This is a genomic window from Sphingobium lactosutens (assembly GCF_013393185.1).
GTDB lineage: Bacteria > Pseudomonadota > Alphaproteobacteria > Sphingomonadales > Sphingomonadaceae > Sphingobium > Sphingobium lactosutens_A.
Map to the genome: position 1 here is coordinate 1 of NZ_QJQX01000052.1, position 17,230 is coordinate 17,230.

Sequence of the window (17,230 nt, forward strand, 5' to 3'; positions counted from 1 at the left end):
CTTTCAATTACCCACAAGTGGTCCGACGCCAGATTCCACTGATCGCAGCGGTATTGCGGCGATGGAATCGGCTATGATTCCTGTTCGCGCACAGGATCGCATTGGCGAGGTGCACGATTGTGGACGAGGGCTCAGAATCTCAGGATTGGATCGATGATGAATTTGCTGCGTCGCGTTTTAGCGATGTGCGTCTTGGGCGTCGGCTGCGCCAGTTGGTGACGCAGATGGCCGGTGCGGTGGGCGGCCCAATCCCACTTGCCTGTCAGGACTGGGCCAACACCAAAGCCGCCTATCGCTTTCTTTCCAACTCAGATGTTAGCGAAGGTAAAATTCTGCAGGGCCATTTCCAATCCACGGCATTGCGTGTTGCAGCCGTTGAGGGACCGATCCTGGTTCTGCAAGATACCACCGAATTTTCATATGAACGCAAAAAGCCGGAACAGGTTGGGGCCATCGGCTATGCCCCAAGCAAGCGCGAGACTGTCGGGATTGTCAGGCGTCACACCATTTGCGGGCTGTTGATGCATAGCAGCCTGGTGGTGACGACCGAGGGACTGCCGCTCGGGTTGGCGGCGATCAAATTCTGGTCGCGCAGTAAATTCAAAGGCTCCTCTGCGCTTAAGCGTCATATAAATCCGACGAGGGTACCGATCGAGGCCAAGGAGAGCATCCGCTGGCTGGAGAATATGCGCTCCTCCACGGCTCTGCTGGGCGAAGGCCAGCGCCTGATCCACATCGGAGATCGCGAAAACGACATTTATGAGTTCTTCTGTGCTGCGCGCGAAGCCGGAACCCATTTCCTGGTACGGACATGCGTTGATCGCCTGGCGGGCGATGGCAAACACACCATTGCTGCTGAAATGGCGGACTCACCCATTGCAGGTCGCCACATGATTGAAATTGCCGATGGCGTGACCGCCAGCCTGGCACTGAAATATAAGCAGATCCGGGTCTTACCGCCGATCGGAAAGCAGAAGCGCTATCCCGCTCTCGATCTTACCATCGTCCACGCTCAGGAACAGGATGTCCCGGAGAACCGCTCTCCCATCGACTGGAAGCTGATCACTGACCTGCCCATCACGTCGCTGGAAGGGGCGGTCGAAAAGCTTCAATGGTATGCCTTGCGTTGGAAGATAGAGGTTTTTCACAAGATCCTTAAATCTGGATGCCGCGCAGAAGATGCCAAATTGCGTACCGCAGAGCGGCTTGTGAACCTGCTCGCGATTTACTGTGTTCTGAGCTGGCGGATGTTCTGGATGACCATGATCAACCGCACCGCGCCCACAGCCTCGCCAGATATCGCGCTGACCAAAGATGAAATCGACCTCATCGACCGCATTGTGATACAGCGGACGGGCCAACCACCGCCACGAGAATTATCAAGTTACCTAACACAGATCGCCAGACTTGGCGGCTATCTCGCTCGCCAGCGCGACCCTCCTCCAGGAAATACTGTCATATGGCGCGGCTGGTCCCGTCTTATGGACATGAAACTTGGAATTGATCTCGCTGGGCGCACTTATGGGTAATTGAAAGCTTCCGTCGGCGCTTACGCCGATCCATGGTCTGAGACCTTAGCGGCCGCATCCGGCCAGCCTTGATTGCCCAGATCGGAAAGTCCGCCGGTCTGCACCTGGGAACGGACAATCCGACGCTGAATGGCCGGCAGGGGGCGATGATAGATGCGAAGTATGAGATGCGACTTCGGGATCAATATCATCTGAAGCCAAATATGATGGCCTACGGCTGAGGAACGACGGCATCCATGACGGTGAGACGATCCAACGGCTTTGCCCCGACCCGCGAATTGGTCACCAGGATCGTGGCACCCGGCTTCAGGACGCCGCGCACCAGGTTATAGAAGGGTTTAGGCATCCGCACGCGGTTGAGGATAGCTTCATCCACCTCATGCCCGTCGTCATCGCCGTGACCCGGCAGGCCCACATAGACCCAGTGCGGCTTGCCGTCGCGGATCACCAGGGTGATGACATGCGACCCCGGATCATCGTCCTTGATCTGGGTGACACTCCGCCCGATCTCGATACCATTGCGCAGGACGACGATCCGCTGGTCCAATTTGGAGACGATGATCGTTAGCGGACCTTGGGGTGCTGCTTCGGGTTCCCATCGATAGGCCTCACCGGCCAGGGGCTTGACGGTTGCGGGCTGGCCCTTGGCATCGAATGGGGCAAGAAGGCTGTTCTCGCTGGTATGGACATGATCGGCGGCGCTGCCCTGTACGATCACCGTGATGCCAAGGTTGGTGATGGCGAACAGGGATCGAGCGAACTCGTAGGGCAAATGAACGCAGCCATGGCTCTCAGGGTATCCCGGTAGACCGCCTGCATGGAGCGCCACCCCGTCCCATGTTAGCCGCTGCTGAAAGGGCATGGGGGCATTATTGTAGACGCTCGACCGATGATTTGCGTCTTTTTGCAGGATGGTGAAGACGCCGGTGGGCGTTTCATGGCCATCCTTACCTGACGAGATGGTCGTGGCGCCGATTCGAATGCCGTTGCGATAGACGAGCGCGATCTGTTTCGACAGGTCGACATAGATCATCACCGGCCCGCCGGGCGCGATCGCCGGGGCCCAGACCCACTGCCCGGGCTTGAGCGCATCGATCTGCCGCGCCAGTTCCGTTGCCGCGCTGATCTTTGAACCCTGCGCATGAACTGGACCTGCCATAGCCAGCGCAAACATGATGAGCGATACAGAGACAGATTTCATAGGGCGCTCCCTGAAATTGCGCATCATGCGAAAAGCAGCCCGAGCGTGGCTGTCGCGATAATGCTCACGATCATGCCGATGGAGGCGTCGATGAAGGATCGGAACCAGGATTGCCTGAGTTCCTGCTGGAACCAGCGGATCTGCACGATGCCATAAAAAAGGAAGGCGGCAATAATGGCGGCGAGGCCAAGAAGCTGAACGCTGCCATGAAAATGCGCCGTCGCACTCACCCCGCCGCTCAGCAGCAGGGCGAAGGGCGAGATCGCATAGCATTGGGCATAAAAGGCAGGCTTGAGCGTGTCGCGATCAAGATCCTGCTCGCTCCGATGGACTTTCCTCGCTGCGAGCACGAGGGCGAACGTACCGAACAGGACCAGCCGCAGGAAAAGCAGGGTCGTATTATCGTTGACAAGACTTGCAAGGCCGTGACGATGTTTGACGATCGCGTTGGTGCCGTCGATGGCAAGGCCCAGCCCCTGGATGAGAACGATGGTCAGGATCAGCATGACCGGCGGGCTGACCGTCGCGCGATATTGCTGGTCCTGATTCAGCCTTAGCTGATCCTGCGCATAGTGCATCGTCGCCAGCGGATGGCGCAGGATCCGCCACAGCGTTATCGGATAGAAGACGAGCCAGCTCATCACTTCATAGAGAAGCTCATCGAGCGAGTTTAGCCACTGGACGAAGTTCATGGCAGGACTTGGCCAGCCCTGCCTACCGGCAGAATTTGATGCGCCAGCGGCGAACCTTTCTCAAAATCCGAAAGACTGCCCAGCGTCGTTTGCGCAATCGCGCTCAACGCTTCCTCGGTCAGAAACGCCTGATGGCCCGTCACCAGCACGTTTGGAAAGGTCAGCAGGCGCTGAAGCAGGTCATCATCGATGATCTCGCTGGACAGGTCATCGAAGAAGATGCCGGCTTCCTGTTCATAGACATCTAGGGCAACGCCGCCGACCGACCGCGCCTTGAGGGCATCGATCAGCGCCCTGGTGTCGATCAGCGCGCCGCGGCTGGTATTGACGACGATCAGGCCGGGGCGGGCTTGCGCCAACGTCGCTGCATTGATCATGTGCTTTGTGTCAGGCGTCAGCGGGCAATGCAGGCTGATGACATCGGCCTCCCGCAGGAGGCTGTCCACGCTTGTATAGTGGACGCCGATCGCTTCAAGTTCCGGATCGGGAACCGGGTCGCTGGCCAGAACCTCACAACCAAAGCCTGCACGCAGGGTTCTGGCGACGAGGGCACCGATCTGACCGGTGCCGACCACGCCCATGATCCGTCCATGGAGATTGCGGCCGACCAGACCATCCAGCGCATAATTATTCTCCCGGACGCGAGACCACGCCCTGTGGATCTTGCGGTCCAGCGCGAGTAGCAAGCCGATGGTGAATTCCGCTACGGCATGGGGCGAATAGGCAGGAACCCGCGTAACCGCGATGCCGGATCTCGCTGCCGCTTCGAGATCGACATTATTATAGCCGGCGCAGCGCAAGGCGACGATGCGCACGCCAAGGCCTGCCAACAGTTCGATCACTTCGGCGTCGAGGCAATCATTGACGAAGGCGCAAACGGCGTCACTGCCGGCCGCTAGCGGAGCGGTCGCCCGATCGAGGCCAGCCTCCAGAAATCTGAGTTCGTGGTCATGACCCGCATTGGCGGCGGTCAGGAACTGCCGGTCATAGCTCCGGGTGCCGAAAATGGTGACGCGCATGGCGGCGGCTCACCGACAACCTTGGTAGGTGCCGATGTCGGCGACATTCTGAACTCGCCCGTCGGAGACGCCCATCTGGACGCACTGGCGCGTGCGATCATTGAACCAGTAGGTGTAGCTCGACATGCCGCTTTTAAGCCCGCCCACATTGCGGAAGCCGCGACTTTGCATTTCGCTTTCGGCGCCTGCGGCGCGCGCGTCGACAAGGTCGTTCAGGTCGACCGACGGTCGATAACCGGCGCCGTCTGCGCGGTGGCTGTCTCGATGGCCGGTTTCCCGGCCCTTCTGGCTTACGCCAGCCTCATAGCCACGCGAATATGGCTCGGACCGATCATAATTATGGTAGGTCTGGGAATAGAGGCCGTCGCGAAAGCCACGCTCGTAGGTAGCGTCGGAGGCATTATCGTCATAATGTTGGCCATTATCGTGATTGTGCGATTTATGAGCCAGCGCGATGGCACCGATGATGGCGGCGATGCCAACGCCCGCGGCAACCGCCGATCCGCTTGGACCCTTGCTGCCAATCTTTTGATTGCAGTCAGGCGCGGTTGTTGGGGTGATCGAATCGAATCGCCCCTCTTTGACGGCAATGCTGACGCAGTTTTTCTGAGCGGGCTGCCACCAATAGCTCCAGACTCGGTCGTCGCCCGGATCCGTCTTGATATGCACCCAGCCACGCGATTGAAGCGCGCTTTCTCCGCCGGGCGCCCGTGCGCCTACCAGATCGTTCAGGTCATTTGCTTTCTGGGCATGAGCGGATTGCGGCGTAAGAAGCGCCGCACTGGCCAACAGCGTGATCATCAGACGCATGCTATTTCCCCTGTAGCTGCTCAACGAACCCACCGGTCATGCCATGATTTATGGTGTTTTCTAAGACATTCTGCAGCGAATTCGGCGGAGTTACATTTGGCAATGAACCAGAAGTGATATGGACATAAAATGCTGACGTAAGGATGAGAGATGGGGTGTGATGGGAGGTGGCGTCAGCTCCTACGAAGCGATCACACCGACATGTCGGATTGAGCGAGTATAGTGGGTCCAAGTCGCTTAGGCGAACGTCCGCCCTTGGGGTGAGAATTGAATCATGAATGGCCGGAATGGGGCGGGAGCGGTTATGCACGTCATGAACTTGGATATGATTTTCGAAGCCTCTAATTGGCGGATCCAATCCGTCTACTGGCTAGCCCTACTTTATAGCGGAATGCAGAAATTTTCTCAGACGGCTCAGGTTCCGCGCCGTCCCGGCCTGAAAGCGAGACCTTTTCTCTAAAATGGCGCAGAGCCATGCCTCTAACTGTTCACGAACGCGAGCGGAAGCCAGGCAGCATTATTGTCCAACTCTCTGTCCGGGAGGCCCGACAGCTTTTCCGTGGCACTATCTGCCGGTGCTGGCCCGCAAGCCCGGCGCTTTACGCAACGGAGCGCCCTTCCAGGACTGGGAGCTGCCGCCGGCGCTCGCCCGGTTGCGACGCAAGCTGGGCAACGGCGATGATGCCGATCGGCGGTTCGTGCACGTGCTGGCGGCCGTGCTGACCGATGGCCTGGAATTCGTCGAAGCCGCCGTGCGGGAGGCACTGGCAACCGGCACGGCGAGCGACGACTTGATCCTCAATATCCTGGCACGGCGCCGCGAACCGCCGCGACCGCTGACGATCGTCACGTCGGAGGACAATGCCCTGCGGCATCCGCCGATCGCCGACTGTGCCCGTTACGACCAACTGAGGAACTTCCATGCAGCGGCATGACATGATCGACGCGATGTGCGGACGCGGGCTCATGGGTGAACTCGCGTCCGCCCTTTTATCCGCCGGCCCCGCGACCTTGGCTTCTCGGTTTAAAGGCTTAAAGCAGCAAGACATAAGCCGCGCCGATCAACGCGGAGGCAGCCAGAACGGGCAAAACCCCAACCTTGAAGCGGAACACCGCGATCATGGCGCCGATCGACAGGAGCAGCGCGGGAATGTTGACGGATCTCAGGACCGGCACGTCCAGAGAACCGGTGGGTGTAGCCCATGTCCGGACGTCACCGAACAAGGTGTGAATGGCAAACCACAGCGCCAGATTAAGGATTACGCCCACCACGGCCGCCGTGATCGCGGTGAGCGCCGCGGACAGGGCCTTGTTGCCGCGCAACCGCTCGATAAATGGGGCACCGGCGAAGATCCACAGGAAGCAGGGCACGAACGTCACCCAGGTTGTGAGGATGGCGCCCAGGGTTGCCGCCAGCAGGGGCGAGAGCGAGCCCGCATCTCGGAAGGCGGCGAGAAAGCCGACGAACTGCGTCACCATGATCAGCGGCCCAGGCGTAGTCTCTGCCATGCCAAGACCATCGAGCATTTCGCCGGGGCGCAGCCAGCCGAAGGTGCCGACCGCCTCCTGAGCCACATATGCGAGCACTGCGTAGGCGCCACCGAAAGTCACGACCGCCATCTGGCTGAAAAAGCTGGCGATATGTGAGAACACATCGTCAGGGCCGAGCGTCAGGAACAACGCCAGCACCGGCCCCAGCCAAACCAGGAGCAGAACCGCGCAAATCCGCACAGACCAGCCCAGATTGGGCTTCGCATGTTCGGGCAGCGCCTCGCCAAGGGCAGTGTCGCGGTCATGGACGACCTCGCCGCCGGCCGCGCCATGGCCATTGCCACCCTTGAATTGCGGAGATCCGCTGAGGCCGCCCACATAGCCGATAAGTCCCGCTGCGAGGACGATGACTGGGAAGGGCGCGTCGAGGAAGAAAATGGCGACGAACGCCGCCGCCGCTATACCGCGCATGACGTTGTTCTTGAGCGTACGCGATCCGACCCGAACCACGGCCTGCACGACGATTGCGAGCACCGCCGCCTTGAGGCCGAAGAAAAGTCCTTCGATCAGTGGCACCTGACCCAGCAACACATAAATGTAGCTCAGGCCCAATATGGCCAGGAATCCCGGCAGCACGAACAGTGCGCCGGCAATCAGACCACCCTTCGTCTTGTGCAGGAGCCAACCAATATAGACCGCGAGCTGCTGGGCTTCCGGTCCCGGCAAGAGCATGCAGTAGTTTAGGGCATGCAGAAAGCGCTCCTCGCCGATCCATCTTTTCTCTTCGACGAGGATTCGGTGCATCACCGCAATCTGTCCCGCCGGGCCGCCGAAGCTGAGCGCGGCGATCCGGGCCCAGACGCGCACGGCTTCGTTCAAGGAAATGCCATGATCGCCATCAGTCGATTTTTGCGCAGGCGCGATGGAGGATGCACTGGCTGTCATCGGTCCGTCTTTCTGTTGCTGAAAAAGGCGTGGAACTGATCGAAGGTCGCGGTCGCCATGGCGATGCGCTGAAGATCATCGTCCGTGGACGCGCAGACACCGGAGAGCATGGCGCCGATGCCAGCTGTCTCCGGGCGAGCGAATTTGCCGTCGCCGATATCCAGCTCGTGGATGATCTCGCCGATCGCAACGAGGGCGGGATCATCGATGAGGTTGGCATGGAGCAGCAGGGTTTCGAAACTGCACCGGTCCTCCTCATGGGTGAACTCGGCATCGACCATGTCGAAACGCAGTTCGCCCAACATCGGTTCATAGTGCCGACTGTCGGCGAATTTGAAGATTGCATCCGGGTCGATGAACCGACGGATCAGCCAGGCACAGGCGATGCGATCGACATGAACGCCGCTGCGAGTGACCCAGGTCCGTTTCGTAAAATCGATCGGTTCGGAAACGTCCGATGGGTCGTTTCGGCTGACATCAGGATGCCGGTAGCGCTGGCGATCCAACTCCGCGAGCGCGGCTTCGGCTTCTTGCCGGCCATGAGCGCCGAAGAAATCCAGCTTCCCAACCTCTTCAAATCTGCGCTGGAGCTTTACAATGTCGGGGCCGCTGGCGGGGCCGGTTTCCAACAACCGCCGGGCTGTCTGCACGATCTCCTCATAATCCGCATCGCGTGCAGTATCGAACAAGGCCCGGACATCATTGTCCGACTGTCCGGCGAGCAACCTTGCTTCGATCAATATCGCTTCTCCGCCATTGGAAGTGATTTCCTCCAGGAGATCACGGAAAGCGGATTGCGATGATGAGGAATGGGGCAGCACATGGACGGCGTTCTTGAGCGGTACGGCGCCTATGGCCTGCAAGCGTCGCCATATCTTCACCCGCAAATAAGGTGGCTTGGCCGGAAGCTGATGAAGCAGGGCAAGCCAAGGACCGGTGTCTGAAACGTTCATGATTCATGTGTATCACAAAATAGAATTTTTGAAATATCTATATCAAAATCATTTGACCGGTACTTTTGTCCGATAATGTCAGTGTGACGGGTCTGGATCGTCGGCATCGACCATTCCACGATAGCGCAAATCATAACACTTTGATTATCCTGCCATGAGCTGAGAAATTCTCGTTGGCTCATGGTGGAGTTCCCCGACACTCTCGTTTCACAAGAAAACGCAGAAACGACGGCGGGCGCAGCGATGCGTCCGCCTTCATCGTCCGGGGAGAGGTGAGGCGTTCGAAAGGCGCCCCCTGATTGGCTCGTTGTGAAACAGGGAGCCATCTATATGTCCGTTACGTTGTCCATCCGCTTTTCCACGCGCGCCGCGCTGCTGCTTGCCTGCGCCGCCGGGGCGCTGAGCGCCGCCCATGCGCAGGAGCCGGTGGACGGCGATGAGGGCATGATCACCGTTACCGGCCGCCGTATCTCGCAATCGGCCGAAGCGATCGGCGAGGACAAGGTCAGCAATGTCGTGGCGGTGACGCGTGAAGCGCTGCTGTCTGCGCCTTCGGGCATTTCGGGCCTCAAGATGCTGGAGCAACTGCCCGGCTTCAACGTGCAGACCGACGGCGCGCTCGGCCTCTACGAGTTCGGCAACAGCGTCCAGACGCGTGCCTTCAACCTCGATCAGATCGGCTTCGTTGTCGACGGCATCCCGACCGGCCGCAGCGACGCCTTCGGCGGCAGCCCGGTCTTTCGCTATGTCGACAATGAAAATCTGGGCGTGGTGGAAGCGGCCGTCGGCGCGGGCGATGTCGGCCTGCCCAGCTATTCGACGCTCGGCCCGGTGGTGCAATATAGCAGCATCAAGCCGCAGGAAGAGATGGGCCTGTTCGTGTCCCAGAGCTTCGGCGACTTCAACATGAAGCGCACCTTCATCCGCGCCAGCACCGGGCAGGTCGGGCCGTTCCGGGCCTATGTCAGCCGCACCAAGCTGGACACCGATCTGTGGCGCGGCGACGGTACAGTCGATCGCGAACATTGGGAAGGGATGCTCCACGCCGATCTGGGCGGCGATAGCTGGGCGCGCTTCAAATTCGTATCGAACAAGTTCAACGACTTCGATTCCCCGTCGCTCAGCCGCAGCCAATATCTGACCGGCACCGACATTGGCGGGAAAAGCGGTCGGGATCGCGGCTATATTTCGGTCGTGCCCAACACCACGCCAGGCTTCGCGCCGGTCGCGGGCGGCCCGGCTTACAGCAACGCCAACTATGCCTATACCAACACGCTCGCCATCAACGTCCGCGACGACAAGCTCTATGGTGGCACCGTGCATGCAGGCATCGCCGACGGCGTCTGGGCCGAAGCGACGGCCTATTATGAGGACAAGGGAGGCTATGGCGTGTCGCCCGATACCTATGCCAACAGCCTGACCATCTACCAGCGCGAAACGGCGGCGGGCATTGCGCTCACTGCGCCCAAGGGCACGCAATATGGCCTGTCGACCGTCGGCGGCGACCGGTATGGCCTGACCACCAAGCTGCATTGGGAGATTGGCGCACACACGCTGGAGGCAGGCCTCTGGGGCGAGGTCGACACCTATAACCGCACGCAGGCGCGTTACAACACGACCGACGGCTCGCCCGCCAGCGCGCCAAACCTGGACGAACTCGTCTATGTCCGCCGCAACTATCAGAGCCAGCGCAATACGACGCAGGCGTTCGTGAAGGACCGGATCGCGTTGCTCGACGACAGGCTGATCTTCGATCTCGGCATCAAGGCGCTGAACATCGATTATCGCTACAGCGGCTATCGGGATTTCAACGATTATTATCGCAACGCCGGGACGACCGCCGCGCCGCGTTGGGTTGCGGGCTGGGGACCGCAGACGTTGCGCACCAGCTATAGCGACGGTTTCCTGCCGATGGCGGGTGTGCTGTACAAGCTCGATAACCAGAGCCAGATCTTCGCTTCCTATGCGGAGAATATGGCATTGCCCAAGGGACTGGACGACGTCTTCTCGGTGTCGCTCAACAGCAGCGCAACCGGCGTGCCTGCGCCGGCTCCGGAACGGTCGCAGAATTTCGAGGCGGGTATCCGCAGCAATCAGGGCGAATTCTACGCCTCCTACGCAGTCTATTACACGAAGTTCAAAAATCGCATCCAGTCGATCGGGTCGATCTTGCCCGGCACCACCAACGTCATCGAAACCTTCTACCAGAATGTCGGCCGGGTGACGGCCTATGGCGCGGAATTCAGCGGCACCTACAAGCCGGGCTATCTGAACGGCCTCGCCTATTTCAACCTCAACGCGACCTACAATATCGCCAAGTTTAAGGACGATATCCGGACTGCCACGCTCACTTATCAGACCGACGGCAAATATATCCCGGACAGCGCCAAGTGGATCGTCAATGGCGGCGTGACCATCGAGCCGGCGAGCTGGCTGGTGGGCAATTTCAGCGGCAAATATACTTCGCGCCGCTGGTCGACCTTCGACAATTCGGCCGGGTCGAGCGTCAAGGGCTTCACCGTGTTCAGCGCCTATGTCGATATCGGCGACGGCATCAGCCTGGGTCCGGTCAAGGGGGTGAAGGCGCGGTTCAACATCGACAATATCTTCGACAAGGATACGCTGTCCTACATCTCGCCGGCGGTGACGGGTGACGGCAATTTCCGTCCGCTGTCCCCGCGGACTTTCCAGTTCACCATCTCGGGTGAAATCTGATGCGGGCTGTTCTGCTGATGGGAGCGGCGCTCGCCGCGTTGCTCCCGCTTACCGCGCAGGCGGAGGCGCCGGTCGTCACGAAGAAAGACTTGTCGCTGCACCAGCGGCTGCTGACGCTCGACAGCCATCTCGACACGCCTGCTTCGCTCGACCTGCCCGGCTGGTCGATCGAGGAGGAACATGGGGTTCATAGCGATTTCACCCAGGTCGACCTGCCGCGCATGAAGAAGGGCGGCCTCGATGGCGGCTTCTGGGCGATCTATACGGGGCAGGGGCCGCTGACGATCGAGGGCTTCTACAAGGCGCGCGACTTCGCGCTGCTGCGCGGCATGTCGATCCGGTCGATGGTCGCGGCCGACCCGGACAATTTCGCGCTGGCGACGGAGGCGAAGGACGCCGCGCCGATCGCGGCGGCGGGCAAGCGGGTCGTCTACATGTCGATCGAAAACGCCTATCCGCTGGGTGAGGACGTGTCCCTGCTCAAGACCTTCTACGACATGGGCGTGCGGGTGTCGGGCTTTGCCCATTTCGCGCATAACCAGTTCGCGGACAGTTCGACCGATCCGTCGAAGAAGCCGCGCTATGGTGGCCTCAGTCCGCTGGGCAAGGAACTGCTCAAGGAAATGAACCGGCTGGGCGTGGTTCCCGATGCGTCGCACAGCAGCGATCAGGTGCTGGACGATCTGCTGGCGCTGTCAACGACGCCGGTGCTGCTAACCCATTCGGGCTGCAAGGCGGTCTATGATCATCCGCGCAACATCGATGACGCGCATCTGAAGGCGCTGGCGGCCAAGGGCGGCGTGATCCAGATGAACGCCTATGGCGCCTATCTGCGCGCATCAAAGCCCAATCCCGAACGGCAGAAGGCCTTGCAGGCGCTCTACGGCCAGATGCGCGAGGATGCCAAGCTGTCGCCGGAGAAGCGCGCTGAACTGCTGGCGAAGCGGCAGGAGATAGATCGCCTCTATCCCGACACCGACCGGCCGACCTTCGACGATTTCATGGCGCACATGCTCCATGCGCTGAAGGTCGTGGGGCCGGACCATGTCGGCATCGGCCTCGACTGGGACGGCGGTGGCGGCGTTGTCGGCATGGAGGATGTGGTCGACCTGCCGAAGATCACCGCCGCCTTGCTGAAGGCCGGTTATAGCGAGGCCGATCTCCAGAAAATCTGGTCCGGCAATGTGCTGCGCGTCCTAGCTGCGGCGGACGCAGCCAAGGGGAAATAACGCTTGGCGGATTATGGAGCGTCGATGCCATCCGGGCCCGGATGGCATCGACCATTAGCCTCTCGTTATGCGCAGCTGCCCGGCGTGTACGCTCAACGATATCCTGCAGCCGCCAATATGGCGAGCAGGTCCATGCGTTTCACCTTCAGCGATTCCGGTGCCGATATGTCGATCCACTCATCAGTCGAATGGCCCCGCTCTCCCTTCGCGGCCCGGGGAATGGTGATGGCCGGAATGCCGAGGCCCATCGGCACATTGGCGTCCGTAGAACTGAAGCTGAGCCTCGCCGTGACGCCCTCCGCCGCATAGGCGGCCGCAGTCTGCTTCACCAGCGGCGTATCGGCGGCGGTGCTGCCAGCCGGGCGATCGCCGACCATCTTCTTTTCGACGCTGATCGCTCCGTCCTTGGTAGAGCGGGTGCTGTTTTCTGAAACGACCGCCCGATCCACTGTCGCCAGAACGGCCTTTTCCAGCGCAGCCAGTTCCGCGGCGCTTTCCGATCGCATGTCGACTTCAAGCCAGACTTCGCGCGGGATCGCGTTGACCGAAGAACCACCCCCGACGACACTGGCGCTGAATGTAGTTTTAGGCGATTTAGGCACCGGGATCTTGTAGAGATCGACGACCGTCTGGCTCATTGCGGTCATCGGATTGACCAGTCCGAAGGCGCCGAAACTATGGCCGCCGGGTCCGGTGAAAATCAGTCGATAACGCTTCGATCCGACGCCGCCATTGGTCAGCCCGTCCAGCGAGGAATCGTCGATCGAAAAGAAGGCCGCAATGCGGTCCTTATATTTCCCCTTGCCGAACAATTGCTTCATGCCTCGCAAGTCGCCCAGTCCTTCCTCGCCGACATCGCCCACGAACAGGATATCCATCGGTGTCGATATCTTCGATGCGACCAGCGCCTTGGCCAGGCTGAGCTGGGTGGCAAGGCCTGCCGTGTCGTCGCCTACGCCCGGCGCATACAGGCGATTGTCCTCGCGCCGCACGGTCACGGGCGTACCTTCGGGAAATACCGTGTCGAGATGGGCGGACACGACGACCAGTTTGTCGTTCGACTTGCCGGTCCCTCGACGCAGGCCAAGGACATTGCCCGCTTCGTCAATTTCCACGTCGGTCAGGCCGGCAGCGCGGAACAGTTCTGCATAGGCTTTTGCCCGTGCAGCTTCCTTGAAAGGCGGGGCCGGAATTTCGGTCAGCGCGACGATATTCTCAACCCATTGTTCATGCTCCGCTTCCAGCGCCGCAAAGGCAGCCCTGACCGCAGGTCGCGCCTTGATCGCCTCGATCAGGCGCGTGTCACCTGGTGCGTGCACGGGCGCGGTCGCTTGAGCCGCGGCCGTTACGGAGGCCGGCATGATTGAGCCGGCCAGGATCGCGCATAGCGCCAATCGCTTCATGATTTACCTCCTTGGGAAATTTTGACCGCAAAAACCATTAGTCCGCGGCGAAATAGGCGCCTAGCAAACCAGCGTCTCCGCCAAGCATCGTCACTGCCAATATCGGTTGCTCCGGCGCATCCAGCATGCTTGCCCGGACCTTACGATCGATCTCCGCGATCAGCTCGGTCGAATTGGACAGACCGCCGCCAACGGGCACGATCGTGGCCGGAATTGTGTTCAGGACAACGGACAGAACCCCAGCCAATATGTCGGTAAAATAGCTGACGGTCGCAACAGCGTGAATTTCGCCCGAAACAAAGCCATGGGTGATGTCCTTGCTGGTTGCCGTCTTGCCATGCAGGAAATGATGCAGGCGTTCCAACCCGCGGGCGCTGCCGATGGTATCCAGGCACCCCATGCGGCCGCAACCGCATTGGAACAGTGGCGTGGCATCGGGGGCCTTGGGGGAGGGGATGATTACCTGCCCATGCCCCCATTCGCCGCCTATGCCATGGATACCTGTGACGACCTTGCCATCCTCGATTACGCCGCCGCCGACGCCTGTCCCGAGAATGACGCCCAAGACCCGGCGATGGCCCTTTGCCACGCCCAGCCGTGCTTCGCCCAGCACGAAGGCATCGGCGTCATTGATGACGAAGACCGGACGGCCCAGTTCCTGGCTCAGATCATTTGCCAGCCGTCGGCCATGCGTGCATTCGATATTGGCCGAAATGATGCGGCCATTATCCGGGGCTGGCAAACCGGCGAACGCCAGCGATATGGCGTCTCCTTCTGTCATTTTATCTGCATGAAGGGCTTGGAACTGTCGAAAAATATCGACGAAGCCGTTCCAGTCGCGGGTAGGTGTGGGAAATTTGGCACGATGATGGATCGACGCATCTGCATCGACCATCGCGATATCCACGAAGGAGCCGCCTACATCGGCACAAATCCTCACTTATTGTCTCCCATTGTCTTGACGGAGGGGGGCTGATGGCATGCGAAAGCGGGTGTTGTTATTGGATCGGCCATAATCTTCGGATGTGGAAATGCAAATCGCATCATGTTACGGAAAAGGTGAGCGCTCCGCCCTGCCAGACGGCGCGAATGCGGTGGTCGGCATCGAGCCAAAGGAGATCGGCGCGCAGACCGGAAGCAAGCCTGCCCCGATCCTGAAGGTCGAGGAAATGCGCGGGCGCTCCCGAGGCCATGAACGAGGCGTCGGCGAGAGGCAGGCCCATCATTGACATCGCGTTGCGCAGGGCCGACGCCATGTCGAGATCGGAGCCGGCCAGCGTTTCATTTTCCTCTATGCATACGCCATTGCGGACGCGGATGCGCTTTCCTTGCAAAGTAAAGCATTTGGTCGCGCTGCCCACGGTCGGCATGGCATCGGTTACGAGCATGAAGCGATCGCGAGGGCGTGCGCGCAGGGCGATACGAAGCGCCGCCGGCGATACATGCTGCCCATCCACGATGATGCCCGCATAGACATGATCATTTTCCAAGGTCGCGCCTACGACGCCGGGGGCTCTATGGTTTAGCGGCGACATTGCGTTATACAGATGCGTCACGCCCGTCATGCCGGCTGCAAAGGCCGCTGACGTGCGAGCGTGATCGGCATCACTATGCCCGACGGCAAGGGTGACGCCGGCCTCGACCAATTGCCGGATCTGATCGTCATCGCAGCATTCCGGGGCCAGCGTCACGAGCGTGCGTCCGTGCCGCAGGCCCGACAGCAAGGCTATGGCATCCTTGTCCAGCCGCCGGAATTTGGTCGCATCATGTGTCCCCTTGCGCCCGGCATTGAGGAACGGACCTTCGAGATGAATGCCGACCACGCCGCGAATGCCGGAATCGATCGCCTGCTCCACGGCGCGCATCGCTGCATCGACCTTGTCCAGATCGTCGGAAATCAAGGTCGGCAGAAAACTGGTGGTGCCGAATGGTCGATGCGCCGCGCCGATCCGCGCGATGGTCTCGACTGTGGGACTGTCATTGAACAGTACGTCGCCGCCGCCATTGACCTGCGTGTCGATGAAACCGGGCAGAAGATAGCCGCCCTGAAGGTCGATGATGCTCTCTGCCGCGGATGACGGCTCTGTAACGATAATGCCGTCCTCGACGACCAGTCGATCGATGGTGGTGCCGACGAACGTGCCATTGACGAACTGAAGGCTGCTCATATCGTCTGCGTCACCTTTTTCAGGTGCGGGGGCATATCGGGATCGAAGCCGCGAGCGAGCGAGAGCATGTTCACCAGTCGGTAGAAGCTTTGGATCATCAATATGGGTTCAATGACCGGATGCGTCATAGGGATGGGCAGGGCGCTCGCCGGATCGGCCGCATCGGCCACCGCGACCGCTGCTCTGCGTGCCAGAAACTCCTGCGCCGCGCCACGCACGTCGTCGCCGGCTTTATCCGACGTGGCGAAGGCGAGTATGGGAAATCCCTGTTGCACGATAGCCATCGGCCCATGGCGCACTTCGGCGGAGGAGAATGCCTCAGCATGTAAGCCGCTGGTTTCCTTGAGCTTGAGCGCCGCTTCCTGTGCCACAGCGAAGCTGTACCCGCGCCCCATGACGAACAGGTTTCGGGCATCGCGAAGGGGCGGAATCGCAGCGCTCCAGTCGTAATCGAAGGCCTGCGCCAGATCGTCGGGCAGGCGCGCCAATGCCGCCAACAGAGCGTCGTCGCCGGCCCAATGTGCCGCGAGCGCGGTCAGGCCGACCAGCGAGGCGATATAGGATTTTGTCGCCGCTACCGATTGCTCGAGACCGGCATGCAGCGGCAGCGTCTCGTCGGCAAGGTCAGCGAGAGGAGAGGTGGCATCATTGACCAGCACAATGACGAAGGCCCCTGCCGCTTTATAGGCTTCGACCGTACGCAGCAAATCGGGGCTGCGCCCCGATTGCGAGATGGCAATGCACAGGGCGTCTTTTGCCCTGAGCGGCGCGGCAAAGACAGATGCGACCGAAAGAGCCGCCGATGCCGTTGGAATGCCGACCAGTGTTTCGAACAGATATTTGCCGAAGGTCGCGGCATGGTCCGACGAACCCCGACCGCAAGTAACGATCAGCGAAGGCGTGTCGGCGCGGAGCCGATCCGCGATGCGCACGAGCGTTTCTGCATTGCTCATCAGGAAACGCCTGACGGCGTCTCCCGCTTCACGGGCTTCAGCATACATCAACGTCTGTTCGGGGCGTTTGCCGACAGCGTCGGCCACGATTTCAAGCATTGTCAACTCCGGAAAATATCGTC

Annotated in this window: 13 protein-coding genes and 1 pseudogene; 4 read left to right on the forward strand and 10 right to left on the reverse strand. The window is 60.3% G+C overall.

The window, feature by feature from the left end; all coding sequences use genetic code 11:
- The first annotated feature begins 119 nt into the window (after positions 1-119).
- The gene (locus DM806_RS12100; RefSeq protein WP_179041764.1) at positions 120-1,529 is read left to right on the forward strand and encodes an IS4 family transposase; all 1,410 of its coding nucleotides are present in this window, start codon (positions 120-122) and stop codon (positions 1,527-1,529) included.
- Positions 1,530-1,740: 211 nt separating this feature from the next.
- Here DM806_RS12100 and DM806_RS12105 read toward each other — a convergent pair whose 3' ends face one another.
- Genes DM806_RS12105 through DM806_RS12120 form a run of 4 tightly spaced genes read right to left on the reverse strand, consistent with a single transcriptional unit; the run spans position 1,741 to position 5,251 of the window.
- Positions 1,741-2,730 (reverse strand): L,D-transpeptidase, encoded by a 990-nt coding sequence (locus tag DM806_RS12105; RefSeq protein ID WP_256869274.1) that lies wholly within the window; start codon positions 2,728-2,730, stop codon positions 1,741-1,743.
- Positions 2,731-2,753: 23 nt separating this feature from the next.
- On the reverse strand, positions 2,754-3,422 hold the full coding sequence (locus tag DM806_RS12110; protein ID WP_179043454.1) for a hypothetical protein: 669 nt from the start codon (positions 3,420-3,422) through the stop codon (positions 2,754-2,756).
- Positions 3,419-4,441: a 2-hydroxyacid dehydrogenase gene (locus DM806_RS12115; protein WP_179043455.1), complete on the reverse strand. Its 1,023-nt coding sequence runs from the start codon at positions 4,439-4,441 to the stop codon at positions 3,419-3,421. The genes DM806_RS12110 and DM806_RS12115 overlap by 4 nt, the downstream gene beginning before the upstream one ends.
- A 9-nt stretch (positions 4,442-4,450) precedes the next feature.
- Positions 4,451-5,251, reverse strand: coding sequence for a hypothetical protein (locus tag DM806_RS12120; protein ID WP_179043456.1), 801 nt, complete (start codon positions 5,249-5,251; stop codon positions 4,451-4,453).
- A gap of 557 nt (positions 5,252-5,808) precedes the next feature.
- On the opposite strand from DM806_RS12120, the pseudogene DM806_RS12125 reads away from it, so the two are divergent.
- A pseudogene (locus tag DM806_RS12125) lies at positions 5,809-6,186 on the forward strand (IS21 family transposase); the annotation flags it as partial.
- A gap of 97 nt (positions 6,187-6,283) precedes the next feature.
- On the opposite strand, the gene chrA reads toward DM806_RS12125, so the two are convergent.
- The gene (chrA, locus tag DM806_RS12130; RefSeq protein WP_179043457.1) at positions 6,284-7,687 is read right to left on the reverse strand and encodes a chromate efflux transporter; all 1,404 of its coding nucleotides are present in this window, start codon (positions 7,685-7,687) and stop codon (positions 6,284-6,286) included.
- The gene (locus DM806_RS12135) at positions 7,684-8,640 is read right to left on the reverse strand and encodes a chromate resistance protein ChrB domain-containing protein (protein WP_179043458.1); all 957 of its coding nucleotides are present in this window, start codon (positions 8,638-8,640) and stop codon (positions 7,684-7,686) included. The genes chrA and DM806_RS12135 overlap by 4 nt, the downstream gene beginning before the upstream one ends.
- A 330-nt stretch (positions 8,641-8,970) precedes the next feature.
- On the opposite strand from DM806_RS12135, the gene DM806_RS12140 reads away from it, so the two are divergent.
- Positions 8,971-11,355, forward strand: coding sequence for a TonB-dependent receptor (locus tag DM806_RS12140; protein ID WP_179043459.1), 2,385 nt, complete (start codon positions 8,971-8,973; stop codon positions 11,353-11,355).
- Positions 11,355-12,584 carry a dipeptidase gene (locus DM806_RS12145; RefSeq protein WP_179043460.1) on the forward strand — a complete coding sequence of 410 codons (1,230 nt, stop codon included), beginning with the start codon at positions 11,355-11,357 and terminating at the stop codon, positions 12,582-12,584. Before DM806_RS12140 ends, DM806_RS12145 begins: the two co-directional genes overlap by 1 nt.
- 92 nt (positions 12,585-12,676) lie before the next feature.
- On the opposite strand, the gene DM806_RS12150 is transcribed toward DM806_RS12145, so the two are convergent.
- The 4 genes from DM806_RS12150 to DM806_RS12165 form a co-directional block, all read right to left on the reverse strand.
- Positions 12,677-13,987 carry a M20/M25/M40 family metallo-hydrolase gene (locus DM806_RS12150; RefSeq protein ID WP_179043461.1) on the reverse strand — a complete coding sequence of 437 codons (1,311 nt, stop codon included), beginning with the start codon at positions 13,985-13,987 and terminating at the stop codon, positions 12,677-12,679.
- 37 nt (positions 13,988-14,024) lie between these two features.
- Positions 14,025-14,927 carry an ROK family protein gene (locus DM806_RS12155; RefSeq protein WP_179043462.1) on the reverse strand — a complete coding sequence of 301 codons (903 nt, stop codon included), beginning with the start codon at positions 14,925-14,927 and terminating at the stop codon, positions 14,025-14,027.
- Between the two features lie 103 nt (positions 14,928-15,030).
- A complete protein-coding gene (nagA, locus tag DM806_RS12160; protein WP_179043463.1) occupies positions 15,031-16,155 on the reverse strand; it encodes an N-acetylglucosamine-6-phosphate deacetylase in 1,125 nt (374 codons plus the stop codon).
- Positions 16,152-17,207 carry an SIS domain-containing protein gene (locus DM806_RS12165; RefSeq protein ID WP_179043464.1) on the reverse strand — a complete coding sequence of 352 codons (1,056 nt, stop codon included), beginning with the start codon at positions 17,205-17,207 and terminating at the stop codon, positions 16,152-16,154. The genes nagA and DM806_RS12165 overlap by 4 nt, the downstream gene beginning before the upstream one ends.
- Between the last annotated feature and the right edge of the window lie 23 nt (positions 17,208-17,230).

Excerpts from the sequence above, each read along its gene's own strand:
- DM806_RS12105 (WP_256869274.1), bottom strand. The coding sequence starts at position 2,730 with ATGAAATCTGTCTCTGTATCGCTCATCATGTTTGCGCTGGCTATGGCA.
- DM806_RS12110 (WP_179043454.1), bottom strand. The coding sequence starts at position 3,422 with ATGAACTTCGTCCAGTGGCTAAACTCGCTCGATGAGCTTCTCTATGAA.
- DM806_RS12115 (WP_179043455.1), bottom strand. The coding sequence starts at position 4,441 with ATGCGCGTCACCATTTTCGGCACCCGGAGCTATGACCGGCAGTTCCTG.
- DM806_RS12120 (WP_179043456.1), bottom strand. The coding sequence starts at position 5,251 with ATGCGTCTGATGATCACGCTGTTGGCCAGTGCGGCGCTTCTTACGCCG.
- chrA (WP_179043457.1), bottom strand. The coding sequence starts at position 7,687 with ATGACAGCCAGTGCATCCTCCATCGCGCCTGCGCAAAAATCGACTGAT.
- DM806_RS12135 (WP_179043458.1), bottom strand. The coding sequence starts at position 8,640 with ATGAACGTTTCAGACACCGGTCCTTGGCTTGCCCTGCTTCATCAGCTT.
- DM806_RS12140 (WP_179043459.1), top strand. The coding sequence starts at position 8,971 with ATGTCCGTTACGTTGTCCATCCGCTTTTCCACGCGCGCCGCGCTGCTG.
- DM806_RS12145 (WP_179043460.1), top strand. The coding sequence starts at position 11,355 with ATGCGGGCTGTTCTGCTGATGGGAGCGGCGCTCGCCGCGTTGCTCCCG.
- DM806_RS12150 (WP_179043461.1), bottom strand. The coding sequence starts at position 13,987 with ATGAAGCGATTGGCGCTATGCGCGATCCTGGCCGGCTCAATCATGCCG.
- nagA (WP_179043463.1), bottom strand. The coding sequence starts at position 16,155 with ATGAGCAGCCTTCAGTTCGTCAATGGCACGTTCGTCGGCACCACCATC.
- DM806_RS12165 (WP_179043464.1), bottom strand. The coding sequence starts at position 17,207 with ATGCTTGAAATCGTGGCCGACGCTGTCGGCAAACGCCCCGAACAGACG.